General features: G+C 43.1%; 15 protein-coding genes and 1 tRNA gene. 6 read left to right on the top strand and 10 right to left on the bottom strand.

The window, feature by feature from the left end; all coding sequences use genetic code 11:
* Nucleotides 1-122: 122 nt before the first annotated feature.
* Nucleotides 123-1,436 (bottom strand): M20 family metallopeptidase, encoded by a 1,314-nt coding sequence (locus CKO50_RS21670; protein ID WP_095729856.1) that lies wholly within the window; start codon nt 1,434-1,436, stop codon nt 123-125.
* 128 nt (nt 1,437-1,564) lie between these two features.
* Between CKO50_RS21670 and CKO50_RS21665 the strand changes: the two genes are divergently transcribed.
* Nucleotides 1,565-2,776, top strand: coding sequence for an HD-GYP domain-containing protein (locus tag CKO50_RS21665; RefSeq protein WP_095729855.1), 1,212 nt, complete (start codon nt 1,565-1,567; stop codon nt 2,774-2,776).
* A gap of 2 nt (nt 2,777-2,778) precedes the next feature.
* Here the strand turns inward: CKO50_RS21665 and CKO50_RS21660 are convergent, their stop codons facing one another.
* Nucleotides 2,779-3,771, bottom strand: coding sequence for a general secretion pathway protein GspB (locus CKO50_RS21660; RefSeq protein ID WP_095729854.1), 993 nt, complete (start codon nt 3,769-3,771; stop codon nt 2,779-2,781).
* 8 nt (nt 3,772-3,779) lie between these two features.
* On the bottom strand, nt 3,780-4,694 hold the full coding sequence (locus CKO50_RS21655) for an ExeA family protein (protein ID WP_095729853.1): 915 nt from the start codon (nt 4,692-4,694) through the stop codon (nt 3,780-3,782).
* Between the two features lie 90 nt (nt 4,695-4,784).
* Between CKO50_RS21655 and CKO50_RS21650 the strand changes: the two genes are divergently transcribed.
* From CKO50_RS21650 to CKO50_RS21640, 3 genes are all read left to right on the top strand, one after another.
* Nucleotides 4,785-5,885, top strand: a complete 1,101-nt coding sequence (locus tag CKO50_RS21650) for a tRNA nucleotidyltransferase (RefSeq protein WP_095729852.1) — start codon at nt 4,785-4,787, stop codon at nt 5,883-5,885.
* 463 nt (nt 5,886-6,348) lie between these two features.
* Complete coding sequence (locus tag CKO50_RS21645) at nt 6,349-9,273, top strand: TonB-dependent receptor (protein WP_095729851.1); 2,925 nt, start codon at nt 6,349-6,351, stop codon at nt 9,271-9,273.
* A 259-nt stretch (nt 9,274-9,532) separates the two neighbouring features.
* Nucleotides 9,533-12,214 carry an ATP-binding protein gene (locus tag CKO50_RS21640; protein WP_095729850.1) on the top strand — a complete coding sequence of 894 codons (2,682 nt, stop codon included), beginning with the start codon at nt 9,533-9,535 and terminating at the stop codon, nt 12,212-12,214.
* Here the strand turns inward: CKO50_RS21640 and rimI are convergent.
* The 5 genes from rimI to guaB all read right to left on the bottom strand — a co-directional run bounded on the left by rimI (nt 12,206) and on the right by guaB (nt 16,378).
* The gene (gene rimI, locus CKO50_RS21635) at nt 12,206-12,652 is read right to left on the bottom strand and encodes a ribosomal protein S18-alanine N-acetyltransferase (RefSeq protein ID WP_095729849.1); all 447 of its coding nucleotides are present in this window, start codon (nt 12,650-12,652) and stop codon (nt 12,206-12,208) included. The two genes, CKO50_RS21640 and rimI, sit on opposite strands and share 9 nt — an antisense overlap.
* Nucleotides 12,642-12,938, bottom strand: coding sequence for a hypothetical protein (locus CKO50_RS21630; RefSeq protein WP_095729848.1), 297 nt, complete (start codon nt 12,936-12,938; stop codon nt 12,642-12,644). The genes rimI and CKO50_RS21630 overlap by 11 nt, the downstream gene beginning before the upstream one ends.
* Before the next feature lie 64 nt (nt 12,939-13,002).
* Nucleotides 13,003-13,079: transfer RNA gene (locus CKO50_RS21625), tRNA-Trp, on the bottom strand.
* 149 nt (nt 13,080-13,228) lie between these two features.
* Entirely contained in the window at nt 13,229-14,803 is a 1,575-nt protein-coding gene (gene guaA, locus CKO50_RS21620) for a glutamine-hydrolyzing GMP synthase (RefSeq protein WP_095729847.1), read from the bottom strand.
* A 105-nt stretch (nt 14,804-14,908) separates the two neighbouring features.
* Entirely contained in the window at nt 14,909-16,378 is a 1,470-nt protein-coding gene (gene guaB / locus CKO50_RS21615) for an IMP dehydrogenase (protein ID WP_095729846.1), read from the bottom strand.
* A gap of 131 nt (nt 16,379-16,509) precedes the next feature.
* On the opposite strand from guaB, the gene xseA reads away from it, so the two are divergent.
* Nucleotides 16,510-17,847: an exodeoxyribonuclease VII large subunit gene (xseA, locus tag CKO50_RS21610; RefSeq protein ID WP_095729845.1), complete on the top strand. Its 1,338-nt coding sequence runs from the start codon at nt 16,510-16,512 to the stop codon at nt 17,845-17,847.
* Between the two features lie 49 nt (nt 17,848-17,896).
* On the opposite strand, the gene cysE is transcribed toward xseA, so the two are convergent.
* The gene (gene cysE / locus CKO50_RS21605) at nt 17,897-18,718 is read right to left on the bottom strand and encodes a serine O-acetyltransferase (RefSeq protein WP_095729844.1); all 822 of its coding nucleotides are present in this window, start codon (nt 18,716-18,718) and stop codon (nt 17,897-17,899) included.
* Nucleotides 18,719-18,961: 243 nt separating this feature from the next.
* Between cysE and CKO50_RS21600 the strand changes: the two genes are divergently transcribed.
* Nucleotides 18,962-19,363, top strand: coding sequence for a diacylglycerol kinase (locus CKO50_RS21600; RefSeq protein ID WP_095729843.1), 402 nt, complete (start codon nt 18,962-18,964; stop codon nt 19,361-19,363).
* A gap of 78 nt (nt 19,364-19,441) precedes the next feature.
* Here CKO50_RS21600 and CKO50_RS21595 read toward each other — a convergent pair whose 3' ends face one another.
* Nucleotides 19,442-22,318, bottom strand: a complete 2,877-nt coding sequence (locus tag CKO50_RS21595; RefSeq protein ID WP_095729842.1) for a pitrilysin family protein — start codon at nt 22,316-22,318, stop codon at nt 19,442-19,444.
* Nucleotides 22,319-22,496 lie beyond the last annotated feature (178 nt).

Genomic DNA, 22,496 nt, shown 5'->3' with positions numbered 1-22,496 from the left:
AGAGAAAACTGCTCCAACAACTGGGAAAAATAAACCCCGCTTAAAAAAGCGGGGTTTATCATCAATCTGAAGGTAGCCAAGGCTACCTTTTTACTATGCAAGATAAAAATGCTAGATAAAGCTTATTTTTGATTAAACAAAGCAAGTGCACTATTGCTCATTGCTCTTACTCCGGTCGCGATGGCAATAGGATAATCTGGCGCAAATTTACTAGAATGCAATGAAGGTAAAGGCTCTCCGCTTTTTTGTGCTGCATCGAATACCGCTTGATTAACACCACCTAGCCAAAAAATTGTAATTGGTACATTATCATCAGTACGGCCATATAAGCCGAAATCTTCACCAGCCATCACCGGCTGAGATTGTTCAACATTTTCTGTACCAATTTCCTGCTTAATAGCGCTAGTTACAAACTTAGCCAACTCCGGATTATTATACGTAGATGGAATGCTTTCGCTTTCATGAACGATAACCTCAGGCACAAGACTGTCTTCCAATCCTGCACTTTGTGCTATGCCTGCAGTCAGGCGTTTGATCGCCGCAATTTGTTGCTCACGCACATCCGGATTATAAGAGCGTAGCGTCAATTGTAGCTTAACTTCGTTTGAAATAATGTTGTGCTTAGAACCACCGTGAATAGAGCCTACCGTGATCACCGACGGTTCTAACGGAGAGATCTCTCGCGATGTAATGGTCTGCAGCCCCAAAACAATCCGCGATGCCAATACCACAGGGTCGATGGTAGTGTGTGGATAGGCTCCATGCCCTCCTTTACCCTTAACGATAATGTCAACTGAGTCAACGTTAGCCAATGCATAACCTGGTGCAATCGCCACTTTGCCGGCAGGAACCGCAGCACTTACATGCAAACCAAGCACATGATCGGGTTTAGCAAACTGAGTATACAACCCTTCCTTTAACATCGCTTTTGCGCCGCCCCCCACTTCTTCAGCGGGTTGAGCAACTAACATCAATGTACCTTGCCACTTTTCCTTGTTAGCCATTAGCTGTTTTGCCGTGCCGATTAAACTGGTCATATGGATGTCGTGACCACAACCGTGCATCACACCAACCAAATTCCCCGCATCATCTTTCACTTTGACTTTTGACGCGTACGACTTTCCAGTTTCTTCAATAATTGGCAAACCATCGATATCGGCTCGGATCATCACCGTTGGACCATCACCATTTTTCAGCATGCCGACAACACCAAAACCACCCACATTTTCAGTCACATCATAACCAAGTCTGCGCATTTCATCCGCCAAACGCCCTGCTGTTTTTTCTTCTTTATAAGAGAGTTCAGGGTTTTGATGTAAATGTAGGTACAAAGATTCAAGTTCAGGCATAGACTCTGCAACTTGTTGTTTCAAATTGGCATTCGCATGCCAAGACAAAGTGGCAATGAGACCTAATGCCAAGGGAGATAAGCGCATAAGATAGACTCCTTTTTGTTTCTTTCAGGATGCGGGTTTATTGGGGGAAAATCAATCATATTTATATTTTAGTCCTTTCTATTTTACCAAGCTTTGCTACGCTTAAAGACACAACTAAAGGAATCCCCATGCCAGAGATTAATATTAATATCAGCGAGTTAGAGCCTGGTATGTTTGTTGTCAGTGTGACAAAGCAGACAGGCTCAGTTGCGATTAAAACTAAGGGCTGGGTGAGAACGAAAGCTAGCATTACAAAGCTACAAAAGAGTGGCGTTTTAGAAGTAACGGTCGACCCCAGTAAGCGCCTTTCAGAACATGATCCTCACGATGAACCTCCTCATGATGAACATATAGAAGAGCCACATAAACCAAAGCATGATCCTTGGCAGACCAAGTGTAGTGTTGAAGCAGAAATGCAACACGCGGTTACACTTTACGACGAAGCAAAATCGATTCAAAGCAAAGCATTCGCGGATATTAAAGCGGGTAAAACGATAGAAATAGAGGCGTTTAAAGCGACAGCAAGCGGCTTTATTGATTCCGTATTTCGCAATCAAGATGCGCTTTCCTGCATTGCTCGGATCAGGGAAAAAGACGCCTATTTATTGGAGCATTCTATTAATGTTTCTATCTTAATGGCTATTTTCTGTAAGCACCTTGGTTACTCAAGAGAATTAACCGAAGAGATGACCACAGGAGCACTACTCCATGACATTGGTAAGATAGAAATTCCCGACGATATTTTACATAAGTCTGGAAAGTTGAGCTTAGATGAATACAGCATTATGAAATCACACGCAAAATATAGCTTTGATATCGTGCTCAATGCAGGTCTAGGACGAGTTGCATGCGAAATAGCGGGCTATCACCACGAACGCCTAGATGGCACGGGCTACCCTTATGGCAAAACCGCGGATGAACTACCTCAACATGTCAGAATGGCCGCCATTGTAGATGTTTATGATGCATTGACCGCTGAGCGGGTCTATAAAGAGGGCATGACACCAATTAAAGCCTTTAAGTTAATGCGTGAAGGCTGCCCTCACCATTTTGACGAACAACTACTAAGTCGGTTTATTGCTTGCGTTGGCGTATACCCTGTGGGCACCTTAGTAAAACTCACTAGTGGTAAGGTCGGTGTTATTGCCCAAAGCAATCCCAAAACGCCGCTAAAGCCCGTTGTTAAAGTGTTTTATCACGCTAAGCACATGCACTACATTGAAGTTCAGGATATCGATTTAAGCATAAAAAAAACAAACGATGAGCTAGAGTCAGCGGTCAAGCCTGAAGAATTCAAGCTTGATCTAATCCGGTTTTTTAAACACTCAATGCTGCCTTGATATTAAGGCAGCCAGTCCTCCATTGCCTCGAGACTGAATTCAATTCCGTCGAAATCAAAACGTGTTTGTTCTGGTGTAATTTCTACAACGGTCAAAACCCCTAAACTATCTCCCTCGTATAAAGGTCTATTGTTGATTTTTATCCACCTTTCATGAGAGTCAGTAGCATAAATATGCGCTTGATAGCGCAAGCTTGGAATACTATTTTGCAATTGAGCTGGCAACAGCGCGATGGGTGTAGCAGAAGCCGAATCTTTGGTAGTAGATAACACTTCCGGTTCTTCGTGCGGTGCGGTTTCTTTCACCGCCTCTGCAAACGCTTTTTTTAGCTCCTCAGATACGCCAGCAAGTTCATCATCTTGCTGTTTGGGCTTAGCACCAAATACGCGATAACCGGCATACTCACCTACTGTTTGAATTTCTCCAGGGGATGAATCTTGAATTACTTGAGTTGTTTGCACTGTGTTTTGAGTCGGATTTGGCACGACTGAAGCCGCCTTAACAGATCCCACAGGGACTAACTGTTGTTGATATAAAGGTTTACCTTGGTTATCAACGCCAATTTGCACAGATACCCACTGAAAGTGCTGCTCAGGCTCAGCTGCTTTTGTCTCTAGGTTTGAGTTAAGACTTAAATTGCTTTGCGCCTGGTCAATAGTCGCTGTGCTTAACTCTTGAGCGGCAATATGGGCTTTTTGCGCCTGCCGATTTTCCGCAACAGGTTGCTCCGGTGTGAGTGTAGCAGAGAGTGCTACCTTGCTTTCATTCGTAGGCTCCACTTCTGAAGTCAGTTGCATCTGCGCTTTTTTTGGAGTTGTGATCTTACCAAGATAATACCCCGCCCCAAGTGAAGACAAAGACAACAGACCTGCACTGGCATAGGTGACGAGCTTTTTATAAAAAATGAGCTGAGCGTCTTGGCGTTGACTCAAATAGTCCTGCTCAGCATCTGCGCCTTGTTGCGACTGTTTCATTGCACTTGTTAAATACGACATGTTTCCCTCTACACCAATTTTGCCAAGCCAAAGCCTGCAACAAATAACACACCAAGCCAAGCCATAAACAATAATGGCACGCGATTCTTCTCTTGGCTTGCAACTGGCACTAAATTAGTGGGTAGCGCCTCCTTTGCAGCTTGAACAGCGATTGCTTTCGTTACCTGAGTTTGCGATGCCGAGTACGCACCTAATAAACATCTGTCAGCCAATAAGTTTATTAACCTTGGGATCCCTGCTGTCACTTGATGTACATAGGCTACCGCATCGTGGTGGAACAAAGCTTGCTGACAGCCTGCTTTTTGGAGTCGGTGCTGTATATAAGCAAACACTTGCGATTCGCTAAGTGGTAGCAAGTGATAACGCGCCGTGATCCTTTGTGCCAATTGACGCAGCTCGTTGCGCTGCAACAAATGCTGTAGCTCTGGCTGACCTACCAATACAATTTGTAGCAATTTTTTATGATCTGTTTCCAGATTAGTCAGCAGCCTAAGCTGCTCAAGTACTTCTGGTGCTAAATGCTGAGCTTCATCAATGATCAACATAGTATGACCACCGCTGTGATGGTTCTCTAACAGTCTATGCTTAATCACATCGGTAAGCGATTTTAACGTGGCGTTGTTGCTGTCATAGTCAATTTCCAGCTCATCACAAATCGTCGCGAGCAGTTCAAGCTCTGATAGTGATGGATTCAGTATAAAAGCAACCTTCGTTGAGTCAGGTAGTTGAGCCAACATGCTGCGCGTTACTGTGGTTTTCCCCGTCCCCACTTCCCCCGTCAGTAGTACAAAACCGCCCGCGTCACCCAACCCATAGGTTAAATGTGCAAGTGCTTCCTTGTGACGTTCGCTAAGGAATAAAAATTCAGGATTTGGAGCAATCGAGAAGGGTTTTTCAGTTAACCCAAAATAGCGTAAATACACGACTTGTCTCTTTATTGTTATGATGCGCTCTATAATGGCAAAATCCGGTTCAAGATAAAACCTCGAATCGCAGAAAATGGAACATAGAAAATGAAAATCTATCTCGTCGGCGGTGCAGTTAGAGACGAACTGCTAGGGCGCCCAATAAAAGAAAGAGATTATGTCGTCGTTGGTAGCACACCAGAGCAAATGAGCAAACTTGGTTATCAACAGGTTGGTAATGATTTTCCTGTGTTTTTACATCCAACGACCAAAGATGAGCACGCCCTTGCGCGCACTGAGCGCAAGAGTGGTCAAGGATATACCGGATTTATTTGTGATTTCGGCCCAGAAATAAGCTTGGAAGAAGATTTACTTCGCCGAGATCTTACCGTTAATGCAATTGCTAAAGATGATGATGGTTCACTTATCGACCCTTATGGCGGTCAAAAAGATTTAGAAAGCAGAATTTTACGCCATGTCAGCAGTGCTTTCAGTGAAGATCCACTTAGAGTGTTACGAGTAGCTCGATTTGCAGCTCGCTATAAAGAATACAACTTCACCATTGCAGCTGAAACTTGGCTCCTTATGCAAACTATGGTTACTAACGGTGAATTAAAAACCTTAACCAAAGAGCGTATTTGGCTAGAAATAGAAAAGACAATCCAAGATAAAGGTTTGGGGCACTTTCTACATACTGTTTGTAGGCTTGGTGCTCTTGATACTATCACTCCATATATCCCAACATGGGATGAAGCAGCATATGACAAATTCCAACATGCACTTTCTAAACTTGAAAAGAATGATGAATTAGATGGGTTAGCACAATTCAGCCTTGCCTGTTACTTTTCGGGTACTTGCTTGATTCAGTTAGAGCAAGCAAAACAATTCAAAGTACCTAATATTTACATAGAAAGCAGCAAAGAGCTCATCACAAATCTCGATTTATTGAGCAAGGAAAGTAAAGTGTCGGATGATTGGCTTACTATATTACAAAATATTGACGCGTGGAGAAGACCCGATAGATTAGCGCGTTTTTGTTATATTTGTAGCAAGGTAAGTGATAATTTCCGCGCGCTTTGTGACAAACTTACACAGAACTTTTTAGCAACTCGCAACATAGACGTACAAGAGATCATTGCAAAGGGCTATCAGGGAAAGGCTATCCAAGAGCAGCTCAAACTCAGGCGCCTAAAAGCTATACAAAACTAGCCATCTACCATGAAAGGATAGGTTGATTTTCAGCCTATCCTTAAAAGTTCCCACAAAATTAATCACCAAAATATCAAACGCTCATTTTTAGCACAGCAAATACTACATAAAAATTACAAACACAGCTACAAACCAGCTCAAAATTACCGCTAAAACTTATACCACTCCTATCAAATATAAATTTATTGTTCTCAAAACAATAACAGCATTTGTAAACACTCACTAACCGTAAACAAAAGATGACACAAAAACAAGACATAACAACATGATTAATAAGAACAAAACCAAAGCAAGAACAGCAAAATCACACATTACACCTTTTATAAACATCGTACACATTTAAACAAAGACCATATTTAACAATTGTTTATGGTAAAAACGCTGCACCTATATTGCGATATCACCTCATTCAAAGTATGGAAGGAGTTGACCGTCGTTATAAACAAAGTAAATAAGGGTCAAAATGTTGAAGAAGTTAAATCTAGTTACCGCGGGTATCCAAGTTGCTTTAGTGGCTGGTGCCGTAAGTAGTTCAGTAGCTGTTGCAAACGAACAGACAGAAGCAAAATCAGTAGAGCGTATTCAAGTTACAGGTTCTCGAATTAAACGTGCCAACCTAACTTCGCCGACTCCAGTTACCGTTATCGGTGGTGTGGAGCTTGAAAACCAAGGCATCACAAACGTAAATGACCTTTTAGCTGAAATGCCTCAAGCAACAGTTGGCCTATCTCCAGAGAATACAACTAGCTATATCTATGCATCAGGCTTAAATACAACTGACCTACGTGGTTTAGGTTCAGAGCGTACATTAGTACTAGTTAATGGTCGTCGTTTTGTGCCAGGTTCCGTTGGTGACACTGCTGTAGATTTAAACAACATCCCTACCTCTATCATTGAGCGCGTAGAAATCGCAACGGGTGGTGCAGCAGCCGTATACGGTGCTGACGCTGTAGCTGGTGTTGTAAACATCATCACTAAAAAGTCATTCGATGGTGTAGAAGTTGATGTGTCTACAGTAAAGCCTGAACAAAGCGGTGGTGAGGAATATTTCTTCTCTATTACAGGTGGTCAAGAACTAGAAAAGCTCTCTTTCATTACCTCTTTAAACTACACAAAAAATGAAAGCTACGCGAAACTAGACCGTGACTTCTTCAAGCGTGGTATGAGATCTATCTCTAACCCTGCAAATACAGGCGGTAGTGACGGTATTCCTGCCGATATCGAGTTTAATCACCCAACAGCGCTTGGCTATTACTCAGAGCGTGGTGACTTCTTTGCTTGGGAAGGAACAAAGACACGCGAAGCGTTTGAGAACCACCACTTCACTTTCGATGAAGACGGTACAATGCGTCCATTCGATTACGGTCTTGGTCTAATCGACGATCCTAACTCAGCTATTTCAAAGCGTGCTGCTGGCCGTTACACGTACGACGAAGCAAACCCTGGTGATGCTATCTTCAGACACGGTTATAAAGATTACTTCCGCACGCCACTTGAGCGAATGATCGGTACTCTTTACGGTACATATGAGCTGAATGATGAACATGCACTAACATTTGATGCGACTTATTCTAAGACGGAAGCAACGACTGAAAGTAGCCCTGCATTCTTCTCACACACAATCCGTCGCGATAGCGCATTTGTAAATGATGCCATGGGTAAAGTGATGGATGACGCAGGCCTAGGCTCTGTAACACTTTATCAAGCAAATGAAAACTTATGGGGTGACCGTAAGTATAACCAAGAGCGTGAAGTGTTCCGTTCATCAATTGGTGCAGAAGGCATCATTAACGATGACTGGAGCTACAGCACATACTTCCAATTCGGCCGCATCGAACAAGACACGCTGTGGACTGGTGAAGTTTACAAAAATAACCTAGCTAATGCGATTGACTCTGTACTAATCAATGGTCAAGTTGTGTGTGCTACCCGTGATGCTGAAGGTAACGTGACTGGTGCACGTGAAGGTTGTGTACCATTCAACCCAATGGGTGCGACAAGCGCAACTCAGGAACAACTAGGTTACATTTCAACAACTGCAACTCGTTTTGCAAGACACGACCAAGCAGTATTTGGTGCAACGGTTGATGGTGTATTATTTGAATTACCGGCAGGTTACGTAAGTGCTGCGTTTACAGCTGAGCACCGCCGTGAAGTTGCTAAGATCCGTCCGTCTGAAAACATGGAATTGGGCCTTATTAAAGGTAATTCAAGCCTACCTATGGATGGCGAAATCGAAGTTAAAGAATTCTCAGCTGAGGTTTCTGTACCGCTACTGATGGATGAGTTCCTAGCTACTGACCTTACTTTTGAAGGTGCGTACCGCTACATGGATTACTCTGTAACAGGTGGTGACGATGCTTGGAAGCTAGCACTAAACTGGGGCGTGACCGACGAACTACGTGTACGTGTAAACCGTTCTAAATCGGTACGTGCGCCAAACCTAGGTGACCTATTTACTCCAAACTCTAAAACTTACAGCTCTGGCCGTGCAGACATTTGTCGCGCAGATTCAATTGCAGAACTAAGCGCTGACTACAAGTACAGAGACAACATCATCAACAACTGTCAAGCTGCTGGTCTAGCCGCTGGTTGGATGCCTTCTGATGAATGGTTATCTGGTGGTAGCTTACCTGGTTACATTCAAGGTAATACTGAGCTGAAAAACGAAGTATCTAATGACTACACTATCGGTGTAATTTACACGCCTGAATTTACTGAAGGCCTAGACTTAACGGTTGACTACTGGTCATTTGAAATTGATGGTGCAATTGAATACTTTGGCCGTGATAGCATTAAGCTATGTTACGAAGCATCTTCTTTAGACAATCCTTTCTGTGGTAACTTTGTACGTAACAAAGATACAGGTGAAATTGAAAACTACTACTCGCGTCCAATCAACGCAGCACAGATCACCAAAAAAGGTATGGACTTTGAATCTGCATACAAATTTGACGCATTAAACGGTGAGTTTGCACTTAAACTAACTGCGACTTATTTGATCGAAGATAACCAAAACTCAACAGGCCGTGCGGAAGACTTCCGTAACTACATGGGTGAAACTGATGACGCACCACGCTGGAAAGGTCGTTTCAGTGCGCTATACACGCATGATGATTCAGCATACGTAGTAACAGTAAACTATCGCCACAGCACTGTTGAAGATAACGAGTGGACACCTGAAGATAACAACTTCAATGAGGTTTCTTCTTATACTACTGTAGATTTCATGTATAAAACTTACTTGGTTGAAGATCTACAATTACGTGTTGGTGTAAATAACGTATTTGATAGAGAGCCGCCTCGTACACCTTATACATACGATGACGGTGAATTCTTCGATGTTAAAGGTCGTCGTCTATCACTAGGTATGAAGTATAACTTCTAATCTATTGTAAAATTACGATCCGAAAGTCTCCTTTTTGGAGGCTTCTAATTGATGATAAACCCCATTTTTTTTTAAGTGGGGTTTATTTTTTTGTTGCAGATAGCATTTTTCTGCCTCGATTTTTATTTAGTCCCCACCTTTTATCGTATTTTCGACGCAATTGGACAAACTTGAGTATTCACCTCTCCCAACTTATGATTTAATACTCATGTTAATTTTTTATCATTAAAATTTCGTGTAGCAAGGCAGCTAGTTATCCATGAAAACAAGCAAGTTAAGTATTCGACTCCTTTGGTATATCACCCCACTTGTGATATTACCCTTGCTGTTTCTTGGCGGATTTACACTCACGAATGTAACTAGCTCAACGCAAAAACAAGCCAAGCTCATTGTTAGTCGTTTCGTTGAACAACAACAGCAGAAGATGTTCAATTATATTGAGATCTACCAATCAACAACAAAACTGCTATCAACCTCTCCAGTACTTAGTGACTTTCTTAATTCGGCCAACCTTGAAAGGATGGAAAAAACCAAGCGTTTAGGTGCACTGATGGATGTTTTTGCCAGTTATAGTGAAGCCTACCCAGATATTATCAGTATTAATCTTTTAGCTCCCAATGGCAGAAGCTCAGCATTTTATTCCAGTAACTTAGGCGAAGCGCCAAACCTCTACCCTTTCGTCAAACAAATCATGCAAAGTAACTTGCGCCAACATCAATTTATGGTTGCCTCAAGTGCTGGTACGCAGCTGTATTTTGTCCAGCAAATCTACAGCGTAGATTACGAACTCAAACAACCTAGACAACAAGGTTATATCGTCGTACAAGTCTCCCCCTCTCTTTTAAGTACCAGTATTCTCGAAGCACCGTACGACAATACGCTAAACCTACTAGTGAGCATAGATGGTGAAGTATTATTCAGCTCAGATACGAATCTCATTGGCCACTACTTAAGTGCCAGTGAAATAGAAGAAATTGGCTATATTGCTGATCTTGGGCAATTAGACTCTACTGTTATTCATAGTATTGATAATGCAGAAAGGATGACCTACAGCGCACAACTAAGCGGTGGCTACTTTTATATTTCAACGATCCCTAAATCACTACTTTATCGTTCAGGTAAAACCATTAGTCTGATCACAGCATTGATCGTTATTCTATCTGTAGTTACATTGCCAATTTTGATTTTTATCGTGGTCCGCAACCTGTTGTTAAACCCAATAGAGTTATTGGGGGAAGCGAGCCATAGAGTCGGAGATGGCGACCTAATGGTGGCGCTACCAGAGCATGACAGTGATGAAGTTGGCATTCTTTTCAGAGATTTCAACCATATGATCGGCCAAATTCGCACCTTTCAGCGAGAGCTCGAGGATTACAAAGAGCACTTGGAAGAAAAAGTTGAAGACAGAACCAAAGAATTAGCAGAAACTAATAGCAAGCTAGAAATTGCTATTGTAGAAGCCGAGCAGGCAAACCAACTTAAAAGTCGCTTTTTAGCTAATATGAGTCATGAGATACGTACCCCGCTGACCGCTATTATGGGGTTTACTGAGCAGCTTATACAGCATCCTAACTCTCCAACCTCAAAACAGCACCTCGACACAATTTTAAGAAACTCTAAACACCTTTTAGAACTTATCAATAATATCTTAGACCTTTCGAAAATTGAGGCTGAAAAGCTGGATGTAGAAGAATCAGAGGTCTTGGTGATGCCACTCATCAATGATATTGAATCCATCATTGAGCCGATGACGAATGAAAAACTCCTGAACTTCTCCACAGAATTTATCCTACCCTTGCCTGATAAGCTTTATACCGACATTACTCGCTTAAAACAAATCTTGCTTAACATCGCAACAAACGCGGTGAAATTTACTGAGTACGGTGGTGTTCATTTAAAGGTGGAGTTTAGACCAGAATCTGAAAAGTTTATCTTTAGCATCAAAGACACCGGAATTGGCATGTCACAAAATGAGCTAGAGCGCGCATTTAAGCCTTTTGAGCAAGCCGACACAACAACAACTCGACGCTTCGGTGGCACAGGGCTGGGCCTTTGTATTTCAAAGAATTTAGCACAACTGCTCGGCGGTGATGTGCATGTTCAAAGCCAACAAGGCACAGGTAGTTTATTTTCTGTTGAAGTCTCGGGTAATTTCAAAGAGCGCTCTTACTCTTGGCTAAACGCACTTGAGCGACCAAGACAACCTGATAACAGTAAAACCCACATTGCAGCGGTAAAAGAGCTTGATGCCAAAGTGCTTGTTGCAGAAGACAATCCCGATAACCAGGAGCTTATTACGCTGTTACTGTCTAACTGGGGCATAGTTCCTGATATCGCTAATAACGGTGCTGAAGCCGTTGAAATGGCGCTGGTTGAAGACTATCAGCTGATCCTAATGGACATGCAAATGCCCGTCATGGGTGGCGAAGAAGCAACACAAATGCTTAGACATGCAGCGTATGATGGACCAATCATCGCACTTACCGCAAACGTGATGAAACATGATATCGACAACCATATTAAATCCGGGTGTGATGCTACACTCGGCAAGCCTATAGATAAAGAGCTATTGGGTAAATTACTACTTCAGTATCTTGAGCTTCAAAATGATAAGTCTTCTTCTTGGGACGCCTTGCTAAAAACTGAAAAGTTCTTGCAGATAAGTCGTAATTACGTTGCCAAGCTGCCATTCCAACTTGATGAACTGCAAAAGCTTTATGATGCACAGGAGTGGGGATCTTTAAGAGCGCTGGCACATAGTATCAAAGGCAGCGCGGGTTGCTTTGGCTTCATGAATATTCATGAAGCCGCAGGAGAACTAGAAACAAGTTTGCAAAAAACACAAAACAGTAATCGACATTACTATTTACTTAAACTCACTGAGGCTATGCGCTATACCTTATCGATAGACCAGCCAACGGATAATAGTCACTTAGGCTAATGGTAAAGCCATGAGCATCGCGTCTTCACGACCATGAGTGCTCGGGTAGTAGTTTTTTCTCAAGCCCATTTCGACAAAATCATAGCGATGATATAACGCGATTGCTGCAGTGTTTGACGCTCTTACTTCAAGGAAGATATTTTCTGCCTGCAAGGTCTCTGCTTGCGCTAACAAATCTTCCATTAATGGCTTCGCGTAGCCCTTACCTTGGTAATTAGGACGAATACAAATATCCATCAAGGTTAAGTCTGGGCCCGCACGCTCTGCAACGTAGAAACCCACTAGCGTATTACCATCAACAATAGCTGTATTAAAGTAACGACCATGAAGGCAAGACTGCATGGTTTTCTCACTCCAAGGAAAAGCATGACAGGCTTGTTCTACTTGCATTATTTCATTAAGTGGAAATTGTAGTAAGCCACCTTGCTTAACTTGCATCTTGTTGACTCCAGATTAATTGCCACAACTCACGCTTTTGAGCCGTACTTAGTTGTGCACTTGGCAAACTCAATTGGTTATCCTGAAGTGCAATCCTGTTACCCGTGACAACCTCAATTTTTTTACCCATGACCAATTCAAAGTCCTGCAACAAAACAGTCGGTAAAGCTACTTGCTGAAGCTCATTCACATCAGTAGCAACAACTGCGTTGGGATCAAGGTGTGCAAATGTAGAATTTAGCTTTAGCGGTACAATATCAAGAATATCTGCGTAAATCGGATTCATGGCTAAGCAGTTTAATTTTTTAAGAAAGTTTACTTTGAAAAAATGCGAAGTGCAAAATAAGAAGTGGCAGGGGCGGCAGGACTCGAACCCGCAACCATCGGTTTTGGAGACCGCTGTTCTACCAATTGGAACTACGCCCCTGCAATGTCGACGCATTATAAAGCGCTTTTTTGAAAGGTAAAGTGAAAAAATCACTTTTTTGATTCAACTGCTTCTAAAATAAGCAAAAGGGCGAATATTTATCATATTCGCCCTTTTATTAAGCAGAGTGCTAACTCATTGTAGAGCTATTATTCCCACTCGATTGTCGCTGGCGGCTTACCTGATACATCGTAAACCACGCGAGAAATACCATCAATTTCATTGATGATACGGTTTGAAACGTGGCCTAGTAGCTCGTATGGTAGGTGTGACCAACGTGCCGTCATAAAGTCGATAGTTTCGACACAACGTAGCGAGATCACCCAATCGTATTTACGTGCATCGCCCATCACGCCAACAGAGCGTACCGGTAGGAATACGGCGAATGCTTGAGATACTTTGTGGTATAGATCTGCTTTATGTAGCTCTTCAATGAAGATAGCGTCAGCACGGCGCAGTAAGTCACAGTATTCTTTCTTGATTTCGCCAAGTACACGAACACCAAGACCTGGACCTGGGAACGGGTGACGATAAAGCATGTCATACGGCAGACCAAGCTCTAGGCCAATCTTGCGAACTTCGTCTTTAAATAGTTCACGCAGTGGCTCAACCAGACCTAGCTCCATATCTTCAGGTAATCCACCCACGTTGTGGTGAGATTTGATCACATGCGCTTTACCGGTTTTAGATGCTGCCGATTCGATAACATCAGGGTAAATGGTACCCTGTGCTAGCCATTTTGCATTCACACGTTGGCTCGCTTGCTCATCAAATACATCAATAAAGGTGTGACCGATTGCTTTACGTTTGTCTTCAGGGTCATTTAAGCCTTTAAGCGCGTTAAGGAAACGATCTTCAGCTTCTACCTTGATGATGTTCAGACCAAACTTATCACCGAACATATCCATTACTTGCTGGCCTTCATTCAAGCGTAGTAGGCCATTATCAACAAATACACAGGTTAGCTTGTCACCAATCGCACGGTGAATAAGCATTGCAACCACTGATGAATCAACACCACCAGATAGACCAAGGATAACTTCGTCATCCCCTACTTTCTCTTTGATACGCTCAATCGCATCTTCAATGATTTGCTCAGGTGTCCATAGTTTTTCACAACCACAGATATCAATTGCAAAGCGCTCTAGTAAACGCAAGCCTTGCTGAGTATGCGTTACTTCAGGGTGGAACTGTACACCGTAGAAGCGCTTTTCTTCCCAAGACATTGCCGCATGAGGGCAGGTATCCGTTCTCGCTGAAGTTTTGAACGTGTCTGGAATTTTAGCAACTTTATCGCCATGGCTCATCCACACGTCTAGGTAACCTGCACCATCTTCGATGTGATCTTCAATCGCTTCAAATAGCTTACAGTCACCTACTTTCTCTACTTTTGCGTAGCCGAATTCTTTTTTATCTGAGCTATGTACCTGACCACCAAGCTGCATTGCCATCGTCTGCATACCATAACAGATACCCAGTACAGGCACACCGGCTTCGAATACGTAATCTGGTGCTTTTGGGCTACCTTCAAGCGTTGTTGACTCTGGGCCACCTGATAGAATGATACCTTGAGGATTGAACTCACGGATTTGCTCTTCTGTCACATCCCAAGCCCAAAGCTCACAATAAACACCAATTTCACGTACACGACGTGCAATTAGCTGAGTGTATTGCGAACCAAAGTCTAAGATCAAAATTCGGGAATCGTGGATATCTTTGCTCATTGATAATCTCGTTAGTTAGGAACTAAACAGGATAAAGCCGCCTTGCGCCTCTATCAAAAGTAATAAGGGCTAGCAATTTGCTAGCCCAGAAACACGCCTTGAGGCTTAACCCATACGGTAGTTAGGTGCCTCTTTGGTGATCTGCACGTCATGTACGTGAGACTCACCCATACCCGCAGAAGTCACACGTACAAACTGCGGCTTAGTATTTAATTCAGTGATGGTTGCACAACCGGTTAGACCCATTGCGCTGCGAATACCACCGATTTGCTGATGGATAATCGTTGCGATTGGTCCTTTGTATGCTACGCGACCTTCGATACCTTCAGGTACTAGTTTGTCAGCAGCATCGCTCTTCTGGAAGTAACGGTCAGACGAACCTTCTTTTTGATTCATCGCACCAAGAGAACCCATACCACGGTAAGACTTGTAGTAACGGCCTTGGTATAGTTCAACTTCACCAGGAGACTCTTCAGTACCCGCTAGCATTGAACCCACCATTACACATGCTGCACCAGCAACTAGCGCTTTTACGATATCACCAGAGAAACGGATACCGCCGTCGGCAATCACTGGAATATCACGACCTTTTAGGCCTTCTACTGCGTCTGAAATCGCAGTAATTTGAGGTACACCACAACCTGTAACGATACGAGTAGTACAGATAGAGCCTGGGCCAATACCCACTTTAACGGCGTCTGCACCAGCATCAGCCAATGCAATTGCGCCTTCAGCTGTTGCTACGTTACCTGCAACGATTTGTAGTTCTGGATAAGTTTCGCGCGTCGCTTTAACACGGTCAATAACACCTTGAGAGTGGCCGTGAGAAGTATCGATTAGTAGTACATCAACACCCGCTTCAACCAAAGCAGCAATACGCTCATCAGTGCCAGCACCAACACCAACAGCAGCACCAACACGAAGACGGCCTTGCTCATCTTTACATGCATTTGGTTTATCTTGCGCTTTTTGGTAATCCTTAACAGTGATCATGCCTTTTAGTGCAAATGCGTCATCAACCACAAGGATCTTTTCAATACGGTGTTCGTGCATTAGGCCAAGGATCTCTTCACGAGATGCCCCTTCTTTTACAGTCACTAAGTCATCTTTCTTGGTCATGACCGTTGAAACCGCTTTTTCTAGCTTAGTTTCAAAACGCATATCACGGCTAGTCACGATCCCTTCAAGTTGGTTGTTTGCACCAACAACCGGGAAACCTGAGAACCCTTTGTCCTGTGCAAGCTCCATTGCTTCTGCAATAGTAAGATCAGAAGTAACCGTCACAGGGAAAGAGATAATACCCGCTTCATACGTTTTAACTTTACGTACGTTGCGAGCTTGCTCTTCGATAGTCATGTTTTTGTGGATAAAACCAATACCACCTTCTTGTGCCAGAGCGATCGCTAGGCGCGCTTCTGTCACTGTATCCATTGAAGCGGAAACAAGCGGTAAGTTTAATTCAATCCCACGTGTCAAACGCGTTTTCAGGTTTGCTGTGTGAGGAAGAACAGTTGAATGAGCTGGTACTAAAAGTACGTCGTCAAAGGTAAGGGCTTCTTTTGCAATTCTTAGCATGTTCGCGGCTTCTCTCAAGTGAACTGAGTATAAGGAATTGCGTGCGAATTTTATCAGCGTTCCTTATGGGAGTAAATAAAATTTAGCAAAAAATGTGATAAAGTGACTGTGAATTTTTTATGGAGGCCAACATGGGATACCCCAGTAATAATAAAACCTATTCTGTATCAAGACTTAACAGAGAAATACGCGCGCTCTTAGAACAAGGTTTTGCCTCTGTACAACTCACCGGAGAAATTTCAAACTTTGTTGCTCCGGCCTCAGGGCATTGGTATTTTTCTCTAAAAGATGACAAAGCACAAATAAAAGCAGCCATGTGGCGAGGTAATAATCGTTATTGTAACCATCGCCCAGCCAACGGTCAGCAGGTAATGGTACAAGCTAGAGTGTCAGTGTATGAACCGCGAGGCGACTATCAATTGATAGTCGAACAAATGGCCCCTGCCGGTGAAGGCTTGCTCAAGCAACAGTTTGACGCCCTTAAAATGCAGCTAGCCGCAGAAGGCCTATTTTCGGCTAGTCACAAAAAGTCTTTGCCAAGTGTCATTAATCGCGTGGGGGTCGTCACCTCAGCGACTGGCGCTGCCATCAAGGATATTTTGACTGTACTCAAACGTCGTGCCCCACAGTTACAAGTTGTAATTTACCCAGCTCTAGTGCAAGGCGATGAAGCCAAGCAGCAGATTTGCAAACAAATCGCTCAGGCGAATGCTAGACGCGAGGTAGACGTATTGATCGTTGGCAGAGGTGGCGGCTCATTAGAAGACTTATGGAGCTTTAACGAGGAGCCCGTCGCAAGGGCCATTTTTGCCAGCTCAATTCCGGTGATAAGCGCAGTAGGCCACGAAATAGATACTACCATTTCTGACTATGTTGCAGATGTCAGAGCGCCAACCCCATCGGCGGCCGCAGAGCTAGTGAGCCCAGACTCAGAAGCGCTAAAATTGCGTACTTCGCAGTTGCTACAATATCTCAATCAAGCTTTTAAACGTCGCCTTGAAGGTGCATCACAGCGTTTGGCAAACTTTGAAGCCCGACTGCAGCTACAACACCCTAAAAATCAACTTATGCAGCAAACACAGCGAGTTGATGAATTAGAACAGCGATTAATTCGTGCTCAAGCCCATCACTTACGTCAAAAGCAATCGCAATTTCACCTGCTGCAGCATAGATTTGATCGATTACATCCAGAACAAAGGATCGCTCAGTTCAAGCAATTGGTCGCACAACTCAGTGATAAGTTGCAGTATGCAATGGAGCAAAAGCTTAACACGCAAAGACATCAACTCGCGGTATCAAGCGCAAAACTAGACAGCGTCAGCCCACTGGCGGTGTTAGCTCGGGGTTATAGTATTGCCAAGCAAGAAGATAAAGTGATTAAGTCTGTGGCGGATGTCGACCCAGAAAAGCCGATAATCACACAACTTGCTGATGGTGAGGTGGTGTCTACGGTAAAAGCAACCCAATAAGAGGATATAAAAATGGGGAAGTGATTTCCCCATTTTTAATCTAATAACCTTACAGCATCGCCGAAGTGATAGACTCATTTTCGAGCCTATCATCGTCTTCTAAGAAGTTTTGGTTCATACTCTCTGCAGGACATGGGCACGACGGCTTACCAACCACCTTAGCTGGAACGCCCACCACAGTGGTATGCGGTGCAACAGGGCTAAGTACAACGGAACCTGCACCAATTCGAGCGCCCTCTCCTACTTCAATGTTGCCAAGTACTTTGGCACCAGCACCAATCAATACGCCGGCGCGAATTTTCGGGTGACGGTCACCCTGCTCGTTACCCGTACCACCAAGCGTGACTGATTGCAGAATAGAAACATTATCTTCAATAACCGCGGTTTCACCAATGACTATACCAGTCGCATGGTCAAACATAATACCATGACCGACTTTACAAGCAGGATGGATGTCAACACCGAATACTTCAGAGGTTCTGCTCTGTATAAAGCGAGCCAGCTCTTTTCTGTCTTGACGCCATAAGCAGTATGCCAATCGATGTGCTTGGATTGCATGAAAACCTTTCAGATTTAAAATTACGTTGAGATAACTATCGGCAGCTGGGTCACGATCTTTAACGGCTTTTATATCATGTGCAACATGAGTCAGCATAGTATCGCAGTGCACAAAAGCTTGATCGAACAGTTCACGAATTGTAAATGCTGACACCACGGCATCCGCCAACTTATTTGCAACGATAAAGCTTAATGCAGAACCAAGACACTCGTGATTTAAAATACTCGAGTAAACGTGACTAGCAAGCAATGGTTCGCGAGCAACCAACTCATTGGCTTCTTCGCGTAACTTATTCCAAATCTCATGTCTCATGTGACGAACTTCCGATAATACTGATACTTCTCATAGTGTAACGCTTAGAGTCATTGAGTGTCATGTATTATAAAAAATCAGGCTTCAAACACTTGGTTATATCTAATAACCAACCAACATATTTTAGTACGGTTTAAAATACTCTCCGTTGGGCTAAAGATTCTTACAATTTAACACTATCGAACTGAGCAGATCTTCGTATAATAACGCCCCATTAAATACTACCAACGCGGGATCGCTAATATGTCGATAAAGATCAAGACACCGGATACCAACAAACCAAATGGAACAGGATTTGCCAGGATAATCAAAGCAACGCATTGCTCGGCGAAAGGAATGAAAGCAGCTTATGAAGAAGAGTCGGCATTTAGACAAGAAACATGGTTACTGGTGGCAAGTCTTCCTTTATCATTCATATTGGCGCAAAGTATTGCTCAGTGGGCCTTATTGGTTGGTAGTGTACTGCTGATATTAGTCATAGAACTTATCAACTCGGCAATCGAAGCGCTGACAGATAGAGTGAGTACCGAGCACCACTTACTATCTGGTCGCGCAAAAGATATGGCGTCAGCGGCCGTTACGCTGACATTATTGATCAGTTCATTAATTTGGATGGCCGCTGCAGTGGAGTGGTTCCACAGTTAAGGCTAAGGTTAAGCATAGTTTTAAGACAAAAATGGCGGCTAAGTTTTTAGCCGCCATTTTTATTAAGCTAAATAATAGCTATTCAAACACTTTTTCTACATCTAACGTTTTAATATTCTTACTTGGAATATTGAGCGGGTACGTAGCAATTTCAGCATCTTCTGCCAGTAATACATCAGGCTTTTTCGTGTTATAAGTCATAGGAGATGACTGCTCAGCACTTAAACGCTGCGCCATATCTTTCGCATCACCAGTGATAAACACATAGTGAATATCTTCGGTCTGCAAGTTCTCTTTGATAACTCGATTGATGTCTTCAACAGACAGCGACGCTAGCTGCTTTGTCACATAGGCAACAAATTCGTCGGTGTTGTAAAACTGGCTATCAAGTGCATAACCAAGCTGTCTATCTTGGCTCGCCACCATTTGCGGCACAAAGTTGATTAAGAAGTTACGTGTTGCTTCAAAGTCTGCTTTGCTCATCCCTTCTTTGATCAGCTTATCGAGTTCAAACAATGCGGTACGCGTTGCAAAATGGGCATCGTTATTAGAACGAAGTGGGCGTAACCACACCTGAAAGATTTGCTCACTACGGCCTAAGTTTGCATCCGGCTTAGTTTGGAACATACCGCGTGGGAAATATTCGATATATGCATAATCACCATAGTTCATACCACGAACCTGGCGAATACGCTGATACAAGTGACTGTTTGAACTGCGGTGCTCACCAAAGTATGAACGCACTAACCAAAGCGCTGCCCAGTCTTTGCTGCTACGAACCGTGTCGATTGGGAAACCAAAAGACACCGCTGTTGATTTTGCATTCTTTTCTACGATGGTTGCGTGATGACCAGATAGCTTAGGGGCATCTGGCACTTGTAAACGCGCTTCTTTACCTTTAGGTAAAGCCGCAAGATCGTTAAACATCGCTTCTTTTAGCTGTTTATCGAGTGCACCTGTGATACCCACGTTAAGTTTAGCTTGAGTAAATTGCTGAGCGTAAAAAGCCTTAACGTCATCCAATGTGATTGCTTCTAAGTCTGATAAATCACCAAAGTTATAGCTTTCGTATGGGTGGCCTTTGTACAGCTCGTGATAAAGCACTTCTTTACCGAGCTCTTCATCATTTGACGCTTTCAAACCAGCCTTAATGCCGTCGATTAGCTCTTTTTTCAGACGTTTAAAATCATCTTCTCTGAACCCTGGGCTCAAAAGCTGCTGGCTCACAATGCCATACCATTGATCAGCATTATCTTTATGAATACGACCACGTAAAGAAATCATTTCTTTATCGATTTGATAACCGAAGCTACCAGCAATCGGGTACAGCGCCTTTTGAATTTCTTTGTATGATTGTGACTCACTCCCGCCATTGGCAATCATAGCCGCAGTAAGCGCAGCAAGACCTTTTTTACCTGCAGGATCGGCAGCAGCACCTGTGTAAAAAAGAAAATTCACATCCACCAGCGGTGAATTATTGGTCTTGTCTAATACGTTGAAATGACGCGTTACCGGCTTGTCCATTTTTGCCACTAACTTGTCTAAGTTAACTTCTTTATCAAAACCAGAGACAGACTCAAGTGCAGACATAGTCACCGTTGTGCGACTGCTGTCCACAAAGTATTTATTGGCAATATCACGAATATCTTTTGCAGTGACTTTATCAGCACTTGCATAGAGCGCATTCACCACTTCAGGGTCACGCTCAAAATGCATGTAGCTTGCAAGTGTCGAAGCAATAGATTGCGATGAGTCAAGGCCGTTAATAAAGCTGTACTTTAGGTTTGATTTAAGTGCTGCAAGTTTATTTTCATCTACCAGCTCTGTGCGTGCTTTTGCGTAAGTATTATTGATTGCATCACGCACTGTCACCAAATCTTTTTCATCTTCAACTTTAACGAAAACATGTTGAAGACCAGGGTCTTTGGTTTCAGGGTTGTAGGTAAACATTTGGCTTGCAAGCTGTTTTTCTACTACTAGCTCTTGATACAGTGCTGAGTTTTCAGAGAAATAAAGTTGCGAGATCAGATCTAGTGCCGCTCGATCTTTTTTCTTCGGCTCCCATGCAGCACCTTTATACGAAACTAGCAACCAGTGGCCCGGTAAGCCATCATATTTTTCGTGAACATAACGCGCTTTGTCTTGCCTAGGCTCAACAGGAATATCAGCTTGGTAGTCCCCTTTTTTCCAGTTACCCCAGTGCTTTTTCACCATCTCCATAGTTGCTTTTGGATCCACATCACCTACGATCACGAGTGATACATATTCAGGCTTATAAAAGCGCTCAAAGAAGGTTTTACCATAGGCCATTTGATCTGGCATTGCTTCGATGTCCTCAAAAAAGCCCATCGTTGTGTGTTTATAGGTATGCTTATCAAATGCCTCTTTTCTTACCGCAGAAAGCAGTTTTCGAACTGGGCTGGCATTATTTTTAAGGTATTCACCTTTCACGGTTAGTGCTTCGGTGCGGAACTGTTCTTCACTGTAAGTCAGGTTTTGAAAGATATCCGCTTCGATTTCTAATACTTTATCTAAATGCTGCTTCGAGAAATTTAAATGGTAGTTAGTGTAATCGTTGGTCGTATAGGCGCGATTATCAACACCTGAATTTTTCAAAATGTCTGAATAAACGTCTTGTGGATACTTTTCTGAGCCTTTGAACATCATATGCTCAAAGAAGTGAGCGAAGCCTGTTTTACCCGCTTCTACTTCATTACGCGAACCAACAGAAACCGGAATTTGTAGCGATACCACATCAGGATAGTTGGTTTTAACTACCATGACGCGAAGGCCGTTTTCTAGCTCTTCCAAAACATAATCTTGAGCGAATACTTTATTGGATTGGGCAGCTTGAGTGCTTTCAACAGACTGCTGAGCTTGGTCTGAATTCGTCGCTGCGCAGCCACTAAGCGCTAAGCTTACGGCAAAGCTGGTTGCTAGTAATTTGAATTTCATGAATTTGGTCCTAATCATATTTTTTATTCTAAGTAAGTCGTGTTCACTTACGTTAGCAAGTCTCCTGATTATGCCCCAAAGTCATACTAATTCGCTAATTTCCAAGGTGATTTACCATCCTAATGTGTAAACAAATATAAAATTTTGGTTTGAGCGCTTGAGATAAATTCATAATTAT

Source organism: Pseudoalteromonas sp. HM-SA03 (assembly GCF_002289345.1).
GTDB lineage: Bacteria > Pseudomonadota > Gammaproteobacteria > Enterobacterales > Alteromonadaceae > Pseudoalteromonas.
This window is presented reverse-complemented; position numbering and strand designations above follow the sequence as displayed.

Excerpts from the sequence above, each read along its gene's own strand:
- CKO50_RS21650 (WP_095729852.1), top strand. The coding sequence starts at position 4,785 with ATGAAAATCTATCTCGTCGGCGGTGCAGTTAGAGACGAACTGCTAGGG.
- CKO50_RS21630 (WP_095729848.1), bottom strand. The coding sequence starts at position 12,938 with ATGAATCCGATTTACGCAGATATTCTTGATATTGTACCGCTAAAGCTA.
- guaB (WP_095729846.1), bottom strand. The coding sequence starts at position 16,378 with ATGCTAAGAATTGCAAAAGAAGCCCTTACCTTTGACGACGTACTTTTA.
- guaA (WP_095729847.1), bottom strand. The coding sequence starts at position 14,803 with ATGAGCAAAGATATCCACGATTCCCGAATTTTGATCTTAGACTTTGGT.
- xseA (WP_095729845.1), top strand. The coding sequence starts at position 16,510 with ATGGGATACCCCAGTAATAATAAAACCTATTCTGTATCAAGACTTAAC.
- cysE (WP_095729844.1), bottom strand. The coding sequence starts at position 18,718 with ATGAGACATGAGATTTGGAATAAGTTACGCGAAGAAGCCAATGAGTTG.
- CKO50_RS21660 (WP_095729854.1), bottom strand. The coding sequence starts at position 3,771 with ATGTCGTATTTAACAAGTGCAATGAAACAGTCGCAACAAGGCGCAGAT.
- CKO50_RS21595 (WP_095729842.1), bottom strand. The coding sequence starts at position 22,318 with ATGAAATTCAAATTACTAGCAACCAGCTTTGCCGTAAGCTTAGCGCTT.
- rimI (WP_095729849.1), bottom strand. The coding sequence starts at position 12,652 with ATGCAAGTTAAGCAAGGTGGCTTACTACAATTTCCACTTAATGAAATA.
- CKO50_RS21665 (WP_095729855.1), top strand. The coding sequence starts at position 1,565 with ATGCCAGAGATTAATATTAATATCAGCGAGTTAGAGCCTGGTATGTTT.
- CKO50_RS21645 (WP_095729851.1), top strand. The coding sequence starts at position 6,349 with ATGTTGAAGAAGTTAAATCTAGTTACCGCGGGTATCCAAGTTGCTTTA.
- CKO50_RS21640 (WP_095729850.1), top strand. The coding sequence starts at position 9,533 with ATGAAAACAAGCAAGTTAAGTATTCGACTCCTTTGGTATATCACCCCA.
- CKO50_RS21600 (WP_095729843.1), top strand. The coding sequence starts at position 18,962 with ATGTCGATAAAGATCAAGACACCGGATACCAACAAACCAAATGGAACA.
- CKO50_RS21670 (WP_095729856.1), bottom strand. The coding sequence starts at position 1,436 with ATGCGCTTATCTCCCTTGGCATTAGGTCTCATTGCCACTTTGTCTTGG.